This is a genomic window from Alcanivorax nanhaiticus (genome assembly GCF_000756665.1).
GTDB lineage: Bacteria > Pseudomonadota > Gammaproteobacteria > Pseudomonadales > Alcanivoracaceae > Alcanivorax > Alcanivorax nanhaiticus.
This window is the reverse complement of sequence record NZ_ARXV01000002.1, coordinates 94,422-109,326: the sequence shown is the minus strand read 5'-3', so window position 1 is coordinate 109,326 and position 14,905 is coordinate 94,422. Positions and strand designations below refer to the sequence as shown.

Annotated in this window: 9 protein-coding genes; 1 reads left to right on the top strand and 8 read right to left on the bottom strand. The window is 57.5% G+C overall.

Annotation, left to right across the window (positions count from 1 at the left end):
* Nucleotides 1-64: 64 nt before the first annotated feature.
* The 6 genes from Y5S_RS02600 to Y5S_RS02580 form a co-directional block, all read right to left on the bottom strand.
* Nucleotides 65-892: an ion transporter gene (locus Y5S_RS02600; RefSeq protein ID WP_035230209.1), complete on the bottom strand. Its 828-nt coding sequence runs from the start codon at nucleotides 890-892 to the stop codon at nucleotides 65-67.
* 93 nt (nucleotides 893-985) lie between these two features.
* The gene (gene recD, locus Y5S_RS02595; RefSeq protein WP_035230207.1) at nucleotides 986-2,911 is read right to left on the bottom strand and encodes an exodeoxyribonuclease V subunit alpha; all 1,926 of its coding nucleotides are present in this window, start codon (nucleotides 2,909-2,911) and stop codon (nucleotides 986-988) included.
* A gap of 186 nt (nucleotides 2,912-3,097) precedes the next feature.
* Complete coding sequence (recB, locus tag Y5S_RS02590; protein WP_035230205.1) at nucleotides 3,098-6,703, bottom strand: exodeoxyribonuclease V subunit beta; 3,606 nt, start codon at nucleotides 6,701-6,703, stop codon at nucleotides 3,098-3,100.
* Entirely contained in the window at nucleotides 6,700-7,704 is a 1,005-nt protein-coding gene (locus Y5S_RS19970) for a hypothetical protein (protein WP_231552611.1), read from the bottom strand. Before Y5S_RS19970 ends, recB begins: the two co-directional genes overlap by 4 nt.
* The gene (gene recC, locus Y5S_RS02585) at nucleotides 7,644-10,115 is read right to left on the bottom strand and encodes an exodeoxyribonuclease V subunit gamma (protein ID WP_231552610.1); all 2,472 of its coding nucleotides are present in this window, start codon (nucleotides 10,113-10,115) and stop codon (nucleotides 7,644-7,646) included. Before recC ends, Y5S_RS19970 begins: the two co-directional genes overlap by 61 nt.
* Nucleotides 10,116-10,220: 105 nt before the next feature.
* Nucleotides 10,221-10,934, bottom strand: coding sequence for a LysE family translocator (locus tag Y5S_RS02580; protein WP_035230203.1), 714 nt, complete (start codon nucleotides 10,932-10,934; stop codon nucleotides 10,221-10,223).
* Nucleotides 10,935-11,088: 154 nt separating this feature from the next.
* Between Y5S_RS02580 and Y5S_RS02575 the strand changes: the two genes are divergently transcribed.
* On the top strand, nucleotides 11,089-12,489 hold the full coding sequence (locus Y5S_RS02575) for an aminotransferase-like domain-containing protein (protein ID WP_035230201.1): 1,401 nt from the start codon (nucleotides 11,089-11,091) through the stop codon (nucleotides 12,487-12,489).
* Between the two features lie 114 nt (nucleotides 12,490-12,603).
* On the opposite strand, the gene Y5S_RS19085 is transcribed toward Y5S_RS02575, so the two are convergent.
* Nucleotides 12,604-13,047: a DUF3332 family protein gene (locus tag Y5S_RS19085; protein WP_052041354.1), complete on the bottom strand. Its 444-nt coding sequence runs from the start codon at nucleotides 13,045-13,047 to the stop codon at nucleotides 12,604-12,606.
* 163 nt (nucleotides 13,048-13,210) lie between these two features.
* Nucleotides 13,211-14,566 (bottom strand): KamA family radical SAM protein, encoded by a 1,356-nt coding sequence (locus Y5S_RS02565; protein WP_052041353.1) that lies wholly within the window; start codon nucleotides 14,564-14,566, stop codon nucleotides 13,211-13,213.
* Between the last annotated feature and the right edge of the window lie 339 nt (nucleotides 14,567-14,905).

Genomic DNA, 14,905 nt, shown 5'->3' with positions numbered 1-14,905 from the left:
TAGTGTGCGTTCGGCCTGCGTCGAGCCCCTTTGACTGGGGCTCACCAGGCCGTCTTTTTTTGTCTCAGTCGTTCTTTCGTGTGCGAATCAGCTTGTTAAGTTCTGCCAGTTGCTCTTGTACGTCTGCCAGCTGGCGGGTCAGTTTTTCGCGTTCATCATGGGCCTGCTGGGCGTTCTTGGCATTTTGCTCTTCGCTCATGACCTCCAGGATGGCGCCGATCATCATGTTCAGGAACACGAAGGCGGTAAGGAAAATAAACGTGAGATAGTACAGCCAACTCAATGGATAGGTGTCCATGGTGGCGTACATGACGTCGGTCCAGTCTTCGAAGGTGGCCACCCTGAACAGGGTCAGCATGGCGATGGCCACATCGCCCCACAGTGTCTCATCAATGTCAGCGAAGAACATGGAACCCATGGCCGCGTAGATATAGAAGATGATGAACATCAACAGGGCGATGTAGCCCATGCGCGGGATAGCCTTGAGCAGGGAGTTGATCAGGAAACGCAATTCCGGCACCACTGACACCAGGCGAAGTACCCGGAACACCCGCAGCAACCGGCCCAGCAGTACCACCTCTGAATTATCCAATGGCACCAGACTACCGATCACCACCAGGGTGTCGAACAGGTTCCAGCCATCCAGCAGGAAGCGTTTCTTGTCCGCATGAACGCTAAAGCGGAACAGGATTTCCACCAGGAAGAAGATCGTGATGGCATTGTCCAGCAGCCCCAGGATATTGGTGAACAGGGGGGGCAAGCTGTAAGTATTGGCACCGATGGTCAGCGCCGAGAGGATGATGATGGCAATCACCGAGCCCTGAAAAAGCGGGCTGGCTTCAAGGCGTCGTAACTGTTCGAGCGTCGAGACACGGGTCAATTCGGATGACATGGTTGCCGGCTAGTCCTGTTGATATCGAGTAAACGTTGAAGCACGGATTCTAATGATCCTGATGCCAGTGTGGTAGCTTGGCAGAACGGCTGCTTATCCCAGCCGTTCAGCCAGCCCCGATGCCCGGCGCGTTGGCTTCCTTACTGCGCTTTCCAGTACCACCGACTTGCCATATTCCAGCAGCGTAAACGTTTGCCGGGCACGGGTGATGGCGGTGTAGACCAACTCGCGGGTGAGCAGCGGGTGCGGTGCGTCTGGCAGTAACAACAGGGTGTGGGTGAATTCAGAGCCCTGGGACTTGTGGACGGTCATGGCGTAGACGGTCTCCACTCCGTCCAGACGGCTGGGTAGCACCCACTTGATGCGGCCATCGGGCAGCTGGAAGGCCACCCGGAGCAGCAATTCGGGGTGGCCGTTTTTTTCCTCCAGCAAGGGCAGGGTAAGTCCCACGTCGCCATTCATCAGCCCAAGCTGATAGTCGTTACGGGTCATCATCACCGGCCTGCCTGCGTACCATTCCTGCTCGCGGATCAACTCGCGGCGCTGCAGGAAGCGGGTGATGCGCTGATTGAGTTGCTCCACGCCGAAAGGGCCGCTGCGCAAGCCGCTGAGCAGTTGTTGGTGGGTCAGCTGCTTGAGCAAGCTGGAGGCCCAATCGTCAAATTCGCCCCTTTGTCGCGGTGGCGTTTTCACCGCTTCCAGCAGGGTGTGCAGGCCTGGGTGGCCACCACTCCCCTTTAGCAGCAGCCGTTCCAGATCATCGCTTTCGCTTTTCAGCGTGTGACGATGCAGATTGTCGTGATGGGTAAAAGCTTGCCGCAGTGTGGCCAGGTCTTCCTCGTTGACCGCATTGGCCAGGGCACTGATGCCTGGCGAATCCTTTGAGCGCCAGTTGGTGCGCAACATGGCGGTGTGCTGGGCCAGTGCATTGCCCGGTTGACCGGGGAGTTCCCGAAAAGCGCTGACATCCATGCTGCAGCTTTGTTGTACAAAGGCTACCGTGTCCGCTTGATAGCGGCCATCACGGGCATGACGACACAGATCGCCCATGACGGCACCGGCTTCCACGCTGGCCAACTGATCCTTGTCGCCTAGCAGGATCAGCCGGGTGTGTGGGCTGAGTGCCTGCAACAGGCTGGCCATCATGTCCATGTCGATCATGCTGGCTTCGTCCACTACCACCAGGTCAGCATGCAGCGGATTGTGTTGGTGATGGCGGAAGTGGCGGCTGTCCGGCCGGGTACCGAGCAGGCGATGCAGAGTGGTGACGTCGGTGGGGATGGCCTCACGTACTGCTGCTTCAACATCCAGTTGCTCAACCTGATCACCAATGGATTCGGTGAGTCGCGCGGCGGCTTTACCGGTGGGGGCAGCCAGCCGGATACGCAGGCGTTTGCCTTCCCCCATGGCGAGACTTTGCAGCAGACCGAGCAGGCGGACCACGGTGGTTGTTTTACCGGTGCCGGGGCCGCCGGTAATGATGGCCATGGCACTGCGACTGGCCAGGGCACAGGCAATCTTTTGCCAGTTCAGTTGTCCGTCGGAATCAGGAAAAAGCGTATCCAGCGCGGTGCGCAGTTCGTTCACATCGATGGCACTGGGCGTGGCCAGCCGCTGGCGGATGGACTCGGCCACCGCCACTTCCTGGGACCAGTTACGGCGCAAGTAGAGGCGGCTGCCATCCAACACTAACGGTGTAGTACCGTCCTGGCTGACCAGATCGCTCTCGCTCAAGGCGACCACCCAGTCAGCATAGTCGCCGGAAAAAGGTAGCTCGCCCAACTGGCTGCGTAATGCCTCTCGAGTTTGTTTTAGCTCCAGGCACAGATGGCCGCTGGCTTGTTGCTGACTGGTAAAGGCTGCCAGGTACAGGACTGTATCGTGAGTACCGGTTGATTGCTCATGGAGAAAGCGCGCCACCGCTACATCGAGGTGACGTAGTATTTTTTTCTCGAGCAATTGCTCAAGTGTGCTTTTCCAGTCGGCCTCGGGCACCTGTTCGAACAAGTCAGCTTGCATGGCAGGCCCTCGGGAAAGAGCAGCTACGAGCCACTAGCTTCGAGCTGCCAGATGAAAATCTGAAAAAAAAGTGACGTTCAGGAAAGCTGTATTGTCTCATTGGTGTTGCGTAAGTACGTGGGCAGGGCACTTTCGGAAACGGTTTCCCGTCTCGCGCCTCGCGGCTAGAAGCTCGTAGCTCGTAGCTCATTTCTCACCCCCAAACATCTCATCCAGCGTTTCAATCAGGGCAGTTGCCGGGCGATCAAACACTGTGCCGGTGGCTGGGCCTTGCAGGCCGCGCAGGAATACATATACCGCGCCGCCCAAATGCTGCTCCGGGTCATAATCGGGCAGTCGGCTTTTCAACAGGCGGTGCAGGGCCAGCAGGTAGAGCACGTACTGTACCTCGTAGCGCTTCTCCAGCACGGCGTTGGTCATGGCCTCACTGGTGTAAGCATTATTGTCTACACCCAGCCAGTTGGACTTGTAATCCAGCACGTAATATTTGCCGTGGTGTTCGAACACCAGATCGATAAAGCCCTTGAGCATGCCATTGAGGGTGTCGGCTTCCAGGTGCGGTCGGTGTTGTTTGGGATGTACATGCTCACGGATCAAGGTATCCATGTCAGCCACGTTGACTTGCTGGGCTGGCAGCATAAATTCCAGTTCCGGGATGCAGCTTTCCATATCGCATAGCGCGACCGAGCTGTTGGCCAGTGGCAGGGCGGTGGAAAGGGTTTGCTTCCACCATTGTTTGATCACCCCTTCATGTTCTTGCCAGCCCCGCGCTTGCAGTTTTTCTTCCAGCATTTTCTCAAACTCTGCCGGGTCTTCCTGCGTGGCTGAAAAACCGGGGTTGGCAGCGGCTTCCAGAAAATCATGCAGCAAGGTTCCGGGGGCGGCACCTCGGGGAAAAGCATGGATCGTGCCCGGACGAGGTTCCTGTTCGTTATCGGCTTCTTCGTCCTGATGTTCTGCCAGTTGGTCGCCGCGTGGATCAGCGGGTGCCAGGGTCTCTTTCACTTGTTTAAGCGCGGAATAGCTGGCAATCCACCAGGGCTCACGCTGGCGAACCTTGGGAATACGCGGTTCACACAGGCTGATGACATCGCTGTTTGGCTGGTAGTGTTCGTCACTACTGTCGGGCGCAGCCATAATGGTCACAGCCGTGTTGGCCGCCGGCTGCAGTTTGCTCATCAGTTCGTTGTTAGCCACTGGGCCGCCGAACAGCAGACGGCCGATGGCGCTGCGTTCCAGCTGGTTCTGCTTGCCGCGGCCCTTGATGTAAGGTGCGATGCCCAGCGTGCAGGTGTGGCAGGCTCGGGTCAGCGCAACATATAGCAGGCGCAGGTCTTCGGCCAGGCGTTCCTGGTCGGCCATGAACTCCACGTTGTCATCCGGTTCCAGGCTGACCTGCAAGTGATCGTTGTCGTGATAGCGAAGTGGCGGATTACTTTTTTCTGCAGGTCGAAAACTGCAAATAAAAGGCAGATACACCAGCGGATATTCCAGCCCTTTGGACTTGTGGATGGTGATGACCTTGACGCGATCATCGTCACTTTCCAGTCGCAGGATGCTTTCCTTGCCGCTGCTGCCAGGCTCCGCCACGGTATCTTCCAGATAGCGGATCAGAGCCTGTTCGCCATCCAGCTGGGTGGCCGCTTGCTGAAGCAATTCCGCCAGATGCAGCAGATTGGTGAGTGAGCGTTCGCCGTCTAGACTCTGGCTGAGGCGGGCGGGTACCTGGAAGTCCAGCAGCAGGCTGCGCAGCATGGGCAGTACGCCTTGCTGCTGCCATTGCTGCCGGTAACCGTGGAACTGTTCCACCATGGCTTCCCAGCGCACTTCATCCTGATTGAGTGCATCCAGTTCCGTGTAGGGTTGTTCCAGTGCTACGCAGGCCAACGCACTGCGTACCTTGCGATCCGATTCCGGTTGCGCGCAGGCATGAAGAATCAGCAACAGGTCGCTGGCTTCTGGTTGGGCAAACACGGAGTCCTGATCGGAGAGATAGACACTGCGTACGCCGCGTTCCATGAGGGCATCGCGGATGGCTTTGGCTTCGGTGCGGTCGCGTACCAGGATGGCGATGTCATTGGGGTGCAGGGGGCGGAAGCTATCGTTCTTGCGGAAACCGGTTACCCCTTGCTCGGCACCGTTTAATAGATGGGCGATTTCGCTGGCGCAGCGGGCCGCCTGCTCGTCCCGGTAGTGTCCGGCGCTGATCGGAGCATCGCGTTCATCCACCCACAGGGTGACGCCGGCGGTTTCCTGGTCGTCGATGAGTAGAATATCGCTGCGGCCGTTAGCCTTTACCGCCTCGAACGGAATGGCGTCCTGCATCATGAAGACATCGCCAAACTGCTTCTGGCTGTAGCCGAACAGGTGGTTCACCGCGTCCACCATGGCAGCGGTGGAGCGGAAGTTGGTGTCCAGTGTGTAGTGGTTGCCCTCGGTGGCACGACGCGCTTTCAGATAGGTGAAGACATCAGCACCACGGAAAGCATAGATGGCCTGCTTGGGGTCGCCAATCATGAACCAGCCGGTCTGCGTTTGTCCTTGATAGAGCGCTGAAAAAATACCGTACTGGGTGGGATCGGTATCCTGGAATTCGTCGATCAGCGCCACCGGGAACTGTTCGCGAATCACCTGGGCAAGCCGCTCACCGTTGCTGCCTTGCAAGGCGTCGTGCAGGCGGCTGAGCATATCATCGAAGCCCATGGTCGCCGACTGGCGGCGCATGCGATCGACTCGCTGATCAATCCAGGCGGCGGTGTGGGCCAGCAGGTCGGTGCGCGGCAGCTGGGTTTGGGCGCGGCTTTCCAGCATCAGATCCAGTGCATCGCAGCAAGCAAAACCCGGGCGGTGTTCCTGTCCTTTCTTGGTCAGCTTCATGCCGCTGTGGGCGAAGCGCGCAAGAGTGTCGTAATCCTTGCCCTTGAGCTGTTCACCGTTGGCGTAACGCTTCAGGGTCTGTTTCATGGCCGGCAGGCTGGCGGTGCGATAGCTGTTACCGTTCAGCCATTTCTCTGTGCTGGCGGTGTTGATCCAGTCCAGAAAATTCGGCAGTTCGTTGGCCAGAGTGGCACGGGCTTGCTGGTCGTTTTCCTGTAGCGGGCCGGTAGCAGCCAGCCAGGCGGTCACACTTTCCGGTATCGCATTCGGATCCGCTTCGCGCAAGCCAAACAGCGGCCGGGCTTCATTGAGGAGTGTGTCCGGGCTGTTCAGTCCTTCCGCTTGCAGGGCCTGCGCGGCGCTGGCTGGGAATTTGGCGATGATGTTGCGCCAGTAGTCGCGGGCGGCCAGTTGTTGTTCATCACTGGCATCTTCCTGCAATTCCAGGCTGAACAGGCTGCCGGAATCGAACGCGTGCTGTTTGAGCATGCGGTTGCAGAAACCATGGATGGTGTAGATGGCCGCTTCATCCATCCACTGTGCGGCGGCATCCAGGCGCTGGCCACAATGAGCGCGCTGTTCAGGGTCTGCGTAGTCGGTCAGCAGTTCTGCCAGTACCGGATCGCTGGCCATGGCGTGGGGACTGCTGAAGATACGCGCCGCTTCCGCCAGCCGGTCACGAATCCGTTCACGGAGTTCTTCGGTGGCCGCTTCGGTAAAGGTCACCACCAGAATTTCCGGAGGCAGTAGCGGGCGGGAGAACCCGTTGTCGTCGCCATGGCCCAACACCAGGCGCAGATAGAGCGCAGCAAGAGTAAAGGTCTTGCCGGTACCGGCACTGGCCTCGATCAGGCGGGTGCCATGCAGTGGGAAGGTGATTGGTAATGGGCGCTGCTCAGCTACGGTTTGGCTCATGCGTCTTCTCCCGATGCCGACCAGTCCGCGTGGGTATAGAGAGGCGCATAAAGTTGTTCGATCCAGTAGGCGAAGGCGCTGGTGTCGTTATGGGTGGGGGTGAGCATCGCGTCGAAATCGTGCCAGGCGCGGCATAGCGCAGGTTCTTTTTCCTGTTCGCCGGTGTGGCTGAAACCGGATTCAAACACCTTGCGGGCTTCGCTTTCGCCGCGTTGTTCTTCTTGCTCCCCTTTGCTTTTGTCTTTGCCTTTCAGCCAGGCGAAGGCGGTGGCACAGGCTATCGGCAAGGGTTCGCAAAGTGCCTGTTGCCAGCCATGGGCCAGTTGTTCCAGCTGCTGTTGTGCGGCGTTACGATTAATGGCAGGCAAGGTGAAGCGTCCATCCTGGCCCTGAATGTGGGTGGTGATGGCGATGCCACTGGCGCAGGCAGCCAGGTGCAGTACCCAGTCCTGGCAGAGTTTGTCGAAACGGTCCTTGAGCTTGCCGGTATGCAGCACCAGCCGTTGATGTTTGCCGGCGGGGCCGCGTAGATCGGTAAGCCAGTCTTCCAGTTGCAGCTCGCCAAGGGTGAGACGGATTTCCTGTTGTGGTTGTGGCGCGCCGCTTTGTTCCAGCAAGGCAAAGTATTGCTGTAAGGGTTCGCGTAATGGGCTGAGCAGACTGTGGCGGCTGCCGTCTGTGAAGGGTGCCAGGGGCAATTCGCCGCTGCGGGTTTGTTGATCCAGGCTGTGCTGCATGGCATCCAGCGCCAGCTCAGGGCCGGCCTGAAGGGCGGCGCTGAGTAGTTCGTCTTGCAGTTGATAGCGTAGCAGGCCGTTGTCCACCGCGAAGGGCTCGCTGTCGTCCAGCGAGTGCTGCTCCAGTTTCAGGTTGGCCTTGAGCCGTTGTTGGAAAAAATGCGCCACGGGTTGTTTGAGAAAACGGCCCAGCGCAGCGCAATTTAGCGGCTCATTCTGCTCCATGGGGGGCAGGGGGGACGTTTTCTCAGCAGCGCCCGCCACTCATTCGCGTAGGTATCGAGAGAGGTGTTGCTGGCGTCAAAATAGTGGGCACTGAATGGCTGTAATGGGTGCGCCAGGGTCAGGGCGTCTACCGCTTCACCCTGTTCCGTTCGCCAGCGCTGATTGATGTGATCGCGCAGTTGCGCCACCAGCACGGATGGGGGGCGCTCACTGTTGTCGCGCACGTTGCGGCCAGTCCAGCTGATATAAAGGCTGTCGCGGGCGCTGAGCAGCGCTTCCAGAAACAGGTAGCGGTCATCATCCCGGCGTGATCGATCTCCCGGTCGGGCGGTTTTTATCTTTTTGCCATCGGGCTGCGCCGGATCGGCGGGTCCCCACAGTCGCATCAGATCAAAATCCATGGGCTGCTGCTGGCGGGGGTAGTCTCCATCTTTCATGCCCAGCAGGCACACATGGCGAAACGGAATGGCGCGCATGGGCATCAGGGTACAGAAGTTGATGCGCCCGGCCATGAAACGTTGCGACAGGCTCTCGGCGTTAAGGGCATCCAGCAGTGGGCGGCGGGCCACGGTAAGCGGCAGCCGGTCGGCAAAATCCGCCTGATCACAGGCGGCCAACCAGTCGTTTAATGCATCGCGAAGATTGGCATCCAGGGCCAGGTCTTCTTCACTTTGCGGCGCAAAGAGGTCGTCAAGCAAGGCAATAAAACGCTGCTGCCACTGGCTGGGCGTGGCATCACTATGGCTGGCGTGCCAGTGCTGCTCGAGAGTGCCGAGCAGTTGCGATAGCCGACCAGCCAATTCCGCGCCAAGACCGGCGACTTCATCCAGTGGCTGAATATTTTTCCACGCCGGGCCGTCGCCCATCAGATAACCGGCCAGCATTCGCTTGAGCCCGAAGGCCCAACTGTTCTGTTCAAACCCCGGTACATCCAGGCTGCTACGCTGCTGGCTGTTGAGGCCCCAGCGGATGCGGGCTTGTTCGATCCAGCGGGCCAGCTGGGGAAGATCACTTTCATGAATACCAAAGCGGTAGCGCAGGGCGGGCACATCAAGCAGGTCGAGAATATCGCTGGCTGTAAAACGCCAATGGGGCAGGTGTAGCAGCGTTTGTACTGCTTGTGCCAGAGGTGAGGCGGCACCCGCACTGCGGTCGCTGAGGGTATAGGGCAGGTAGCGGGGATCGCTGCGCTCCAGGCGACCGAACACCGCATCAATGTAAGGTGCGTAGGTTTCGATATCCGGCACCATGACGATCACGTCGCGGGGTTGCAAGCCGGGATCCTGAGTGAATTTTTCCAGCAGGGCGTCTTGTAATATTTCAACTTCGCGCTGGGTACTGTGGCCGATGCGAAAACGCAAAGAGTCATCAGCGATCAACACCGGTCGTTGTTCCCCGGCTGGCAGTGGTTCCAGATCCAGAATGTCCTGCTGTAATTGTTGCAGCAGAGTGGAGGGCGCCTGGTCTGTGAACAGATCAATCTGATTCTGAAAGGCACTGCGGTAACTTTCCGGGTCGTCGTGATCGTAGAGCAGGCCAATAAAGTCACGGCCCTGTTTGCCCCAGGCGGCCAGCAGCGGGTTCACACGATTTTCGGGTAGTGCATCCAGATGGCGTTTGCGGCCATCCAGTTGTCGCTTGAGAAGGTGTCGGTCTTCGACGATGTCGGCCCAGTAATGTTGGCAAGGGTTCTGTACCAGCATCAGTATCTGGCTATGCTTGCTCAGTGCGGCGATAGCTTCCAGGGCTTGTTGGGGCAGGGCACTGATACCAAAAATGATCAATCGCCGGGGTAACCCACTGATGCTGTCGCCGTTGTTCAGCTTTTCAACAAACGCATTGTGAATACTGCTGCGGCTGAGCCGGGTTTCATCGTTGGCAATATCTGCCAGCAACGCTCGCCATAGATACGCCTGCCACAACTGGCTGGTGGGGAAGTCATCAAAAACGTCGAGGTCTTGGCTTTTGCGCAGACGGTCATCACCGTTTTGCCAATCGTCTAGCCAGTCAGCGCGATAGACCTGGTAGGCGTCATACAGATCAGCCAGTCGTTCGGCTAGCTGGTGGCGCTTGCGGCTATCATTGTCGTCTTGCAGAAAGTGCTGCAGCGGGCCGAAATGTTCCTTGTCCAGCAAGGTGGGGAGCAGTCGGTACAGACGCCACAACAGGCGGGATTTGTCGAATGGGGAAGTGCGTGGTACTTGCTTTTCGCCAAGTACAGTTCGGTAAGCGCTCCACAGAAAGCGGGCAGGCATCTGGAAACGGAACCCTGCGCTGATTCCCAGAGCATCGGCTAATTCCAGCTTCAGCCACTGCGCCATGCCATTGGACTGCACCAGAAAGGTTTCTGTTTCCAGTGGGGCAAGAGGCTGGCGTTTTAACCAGTCGGCCACCAGTTCTGTCAGAGTTTCCAGACGGTTGCTGTGCAGCACCATCAGCCCGTTTTGCATGGGTCGTCCTTGGCACAAATATGTCGTTATGCGAAAGGAACTAGCCTAAGGGAGAACGGCACTGGACACCACAATGGGGGTGCCCAGATCAGCAAAAATGTCCGTTCACATCACGCTCAGCCACCAGGGTTCCCGTTGCCCGGGTGGAGGCGTCGCGGGTTGTTGCGGTGGCGATTGTGTTTGCGCCACGGGTTCCTGCGCGGCGTGTGGGTCTTCACTGGCCTGAAGACCGAATGTGGGTATCAGGGAGGCAACCAGCAGTGACGCCATGATGCGATTGAAGGTGCGTAGTCGTTGCCCTTGTGTGAGCCAGTTTTTAAGTATCGCGCCAAACAAACTCCAGCTGCTGATCAGCGGGAGGCCGATCATCAGAAAAGCGCCTGCCACAATGGCCACACTGATGGTGAAATCCTGTGGATTGGTGAAGGTGGCGACCCCGGTAAGGATCATCATCCAGGCTTTCGGGTTGACCCATTGAAACAGTGCTGCCTGCGTAAAGGTGAAGGGCTTGGTCTGGGTCGCTGTACTCTGTACGGGGTTGCTGCGCACCAGTTGCCAGGCCAGATAGAGCAGGTAAAGCGCCCCCACCACCCGAAGCAAATCCAGTGCTCCGGGCCATTGGGTAAGCAGTTGCCCAAGGCCCAGGGCAACACACAGCAAAATGATCTGACAGCCAACGGCAATCCCGAAGATATGTGGCAACGAGCGACGGAATCCCGCATTGGCCCCGGAGGCCATCAGCATCAGGTTGTTGGGGCCTGGGGTAGCGGTCATTACGGTTACGAAACCGAGTAATGGGAGAAGTTGTTCCGTTGTCATGTTGCGCATCCTTGAAATCGCAAGGGGAGCAACAAGAGTAGGTGGACAGTACTGATCATTACAGATATAAGAAAATGAATTTGGAGCGGTACAGATTGGGATTGAGTAAATCTGTGCTGCCCTGATTTTCAACAACTGTACTGTTGAGGTGGGAATGACGCTTTACCAGAATCTTGCTGATCGTCTCCAGGGGCTGATTCGCGATCAGGTTTATCCAGTGGGAAGCCGTTTACCGGGAGTGCGCTTGCTGAGTGAGCAGCATGGGGTGAGTGTTTCTACCGCGGTGAATGCCTGCCGGGAACTGGAGCAGCGAGGGGTACTGGAAGCGCGTCCCCGCTCTGGGTACTACGTGCGCCAACCGGCTCTGGTAAGAGAACCACCGAGGGTGGCCCGTGTCAGCCGCAAGCCAAGGCGGATTACTGGTCAGGAGCGGGTGCTGCAGATCCTGCAGTCGGTTAAAGACCCCAGAGTGGTGAATTTGGGTGCGGCGGTGCCTGCACCTGAGTTCATGCCGGTGGCTAGTATGGAGCGGGTTTATCATTCAGTGCTCCGCGAAGAGCGCCGACGCTGTGTGGGTTATGAATTCCCGCCTGGTGCGCCGGAGTTGAGAACGCAGATTGCGCGTCGGTTAGCTGGCCTGCAATGTGATGTCACTCCTGAAGAAGTATTGATCACGAATAGTTGCCAGGAGTCGGTATCCATTGCCTTGAAGCTGGTTACACGACCCGGCGATACGGTAGCCATCGAGTCTCCTACCTATTATGGATTGCTTCAGGTGATTGAATCGCTTGGTTTGAAAGCATTGGAGATTCCCACGGATCCAGAGCAGGGGATTTCTCTGGATGCACTCACATTGGCGCTGGAACGTTGGGATGTGGCGGCCTGTGTCGTGGTGAGCAATTTCTCCAACCCGCTGGGGGTGTGCCTTTCTGATACCCGCAAGCAGGCATTGCTGGCGTTGCTGGAAAAGCACAAGGTGCCGCTGGTAGAGGATGATATCTACGGTGATCTTCCCTTGTCCGGGCCTCGACCCAGGCCGTTAAAGAGTTGGGATAGAAAAGGGCTGGTGTATTACTGCTCCTCTTCCTCGAAAACACTCTCAGCGGGCATGCGTGTGGGGTGGTTGGTGCCGCCGTCCGGCCAACAGGAACGTGCTGAATACTTGCAGTTTATCAATACGGTTTCGGTTAACACGCCAGCCCAATTGGCGTTGGCACGTTATCTGGAAAAGGGTCGCTATGACCATTTTCTACGACAGCTTTGCGCAGATCATGTACGCGGCGTTGCGCGGATGACTGAACGGGTAACCCAGCTGTTCCCCGCCGAGTCACGGGTCAGCCGGCCGGCAGGCGGTTTCGTGTTATGGGTAGAACTGCCGGGGGATGTGGATACCACCAATTTGCTGGAGGATGCCTTGAGGGCCGGGGTGAGTTTTGCGCCGGGTGCGCTGTTTTCAGCGTCCGGAAAGTTTTCAAACTGTTTGCGGATGAATTGCGCAGTGAAATGGGATAATCGGGTCGAGCAAGCGCTGGTCATGCTTTCGAGACTGTTGTGAATAGTCAGAAGCGAGTTTCGAGTTGCGAGTTTCGAAATTCAAAACCTTCAGCCCTGAGGCCAGGATGGTTTTTGTTCTTCGTTACTCGCAACTCCTCACCCGCAACTTGGATTTTTACAGCAGCATGCTGCCAAGCACTTCGCGCTGATCATCCTGAATTTTGATGACCTTGCCGTCTTCCTTGATCAGGGTGTAGCGTTCTTCGGCCCCGTTGCTGGTGGCCAGTACAGAGATGGAGCCGTCGGCGTTGTAGGTCAGTTCAGCCTGGTTACCGAGGCCGTCGGTAACGGTTTCGGTGCTCCCGGCGACTTTGGCGCCTTCTTTGCTGATCGGGTTGGTGCCGGTCCAGAACTCGATGGAGTTGAAAATGATGATGTCACCCAACAGGCTCAGACCGTAAACCGGTACCCACCAGAATATGAAGGAAATACCCTGATTTACGAACTTGTTGTTGGTTGCGGTGGCGTTCCAGTCCTGCACGGTGTCGAAAAGCGCATTCTGACCGAGGCAGCCAGTCAGCATCATGGCGCAGGCTGCGCTGGTAAAGGCTTTCTTCATGGTTTTCTCCTTGGGGTTTGGGACATTTTTGCCGGGGAAAAACTCACTCTATTTCATTAATAGCCCAACCCAAGTGAAAGTTCCATCATGGGCAGTGTAAAAATGTAAGTGATCGACCAACAAAAACGCCCCGCATCGCGGGGCGTTTTTGTTGGCCAGCCAATTAATTTTCCATTTCGGCCAGCTCGTCTTCGAAGAAGAATTTGTCTTCACCAAAGGCGGGCTCGAGATGATTGAGCCAGGTGGCTTCCTCATTGTATTTGGCAAAGAACGGCCGTTGTACCCAGTCGTGGTTGCGGCCCTGGATAAAGCGCAGAGCGAAGACTTTTTCGCCGTTGATCTCGGTCACGCCCTGGATTTCCACCTTGCCCGGATGGCTGGACATGCTGGGGCCGCGTGCAGTGCGTGCAATACCGGAAACCTGTTTCATTGCGTCGCGGTAGATTTCCCAGGCTTTGGACAGCGGCACTTCGAAATAATGGCGGGCACCGGTATCGCGCTCCACGAACATGTAGTAGGGCACGATCCCCAATTCCACTTGCGTCTGCCACAGACGGGCCCAGTCGTCGGCATTGTCATTGATATGTGCAAGCAAAGGTCCTTGGGCACGAATGACTGCACCGGTGGCGCGTACCCGTCGAATGGCTTCCTTGGCGATGTCGGTTTCCAGCTCCTGCCAGTGGTTGTAATGCGCCATCAGAGCCAGGTGTTTGCCGCTGGCCTGGACTTCGCGGAACAGATCCAGCAGATCTTCCGCATCGTCATCGGACACAACGCGGTAGGGCCAGAACGTGAGCGCTTTGGAACCGATACGGATGGTGCGAATCTGCTCCAGTTCCAGCAGTGGTTCGATATGGGCACGCAGGTTCTTGGTCTTCATTACCAGCGGATCGCCGCCGGTAATCAGTACATCGGTAATTTCCGGATGCGCCTGGATGTACTTTTTCAGCTGGCCGGCTTCCTTGGCGGCAATTTTCAGATCGTTGTCGCCAATGAACTGGGCCCAGCGGAAGCAAAAGGTGCAGTAACTGTGGCACACCTGGCCCTGGCTGGGGAAAAACAGCACGGTTTCGTTGTACTTGTGCTGGATGCCATCCACCTTTTCGCCGTCCACTTCCGGCATGTTGTGTTCCATCTGGCCTGCCGGATGCGGGTTCAGGGCTTCACGGACCTCGGCAATGACCGCCTTGATCTCGGCCTTGTCTCCGCCCCGCATGGCGGTAGCGACTTTGTCGAAGTGTTCCGGTGCCAGCATGTCCTTCTGCGGGAAGGTCAGCTGATAGATGGGATCATTGGGGACCTTGTCCCAGTCGATCAGTTCGTTGATGACGTATTCGTTCACCCGGAACGGCAGGACATTGGCGACCACTTCCATGGCGAAACGGGTCTCCTCATCCAGGCGGGAGAGTTGCTCGATCTTGTCGAGCTGGCGCGCGGTATAAACCTTGAAACGGCGCGGCTCATCGAACTGTGGCTGCTCGCTTCGATGCAGCGGGATAACCCTATTGGTCTCGGGCATGGTTATGCTCCTCATCATGTGCCGGAGCGCGGATGCAACGCGGACACCGGTACACTGGCTGCCTAAACCAGCAAGATTGATTAGGTGATACAGATGGTCAGCGGCGGCAGCCGCTGAAAAATGAGCGTTGGGCTCAATTGCGCGCGCCATCGGGTGACGCGAAGGATTCGGGTAACCGCTGTATCCAGCTGTGCCGCAAGAGGCGCAGCCTGAAGGTGACCCAAAAGAGGGCGCATTCTACTGAAATTTGGCCTTGTCCGCAAAAAAGCTAGAGAATTCATAATGTTCTGTTTCCCGTCGCTGCAAGGAACTGTGCTATGTTGGCGGCAATGCCTGCCC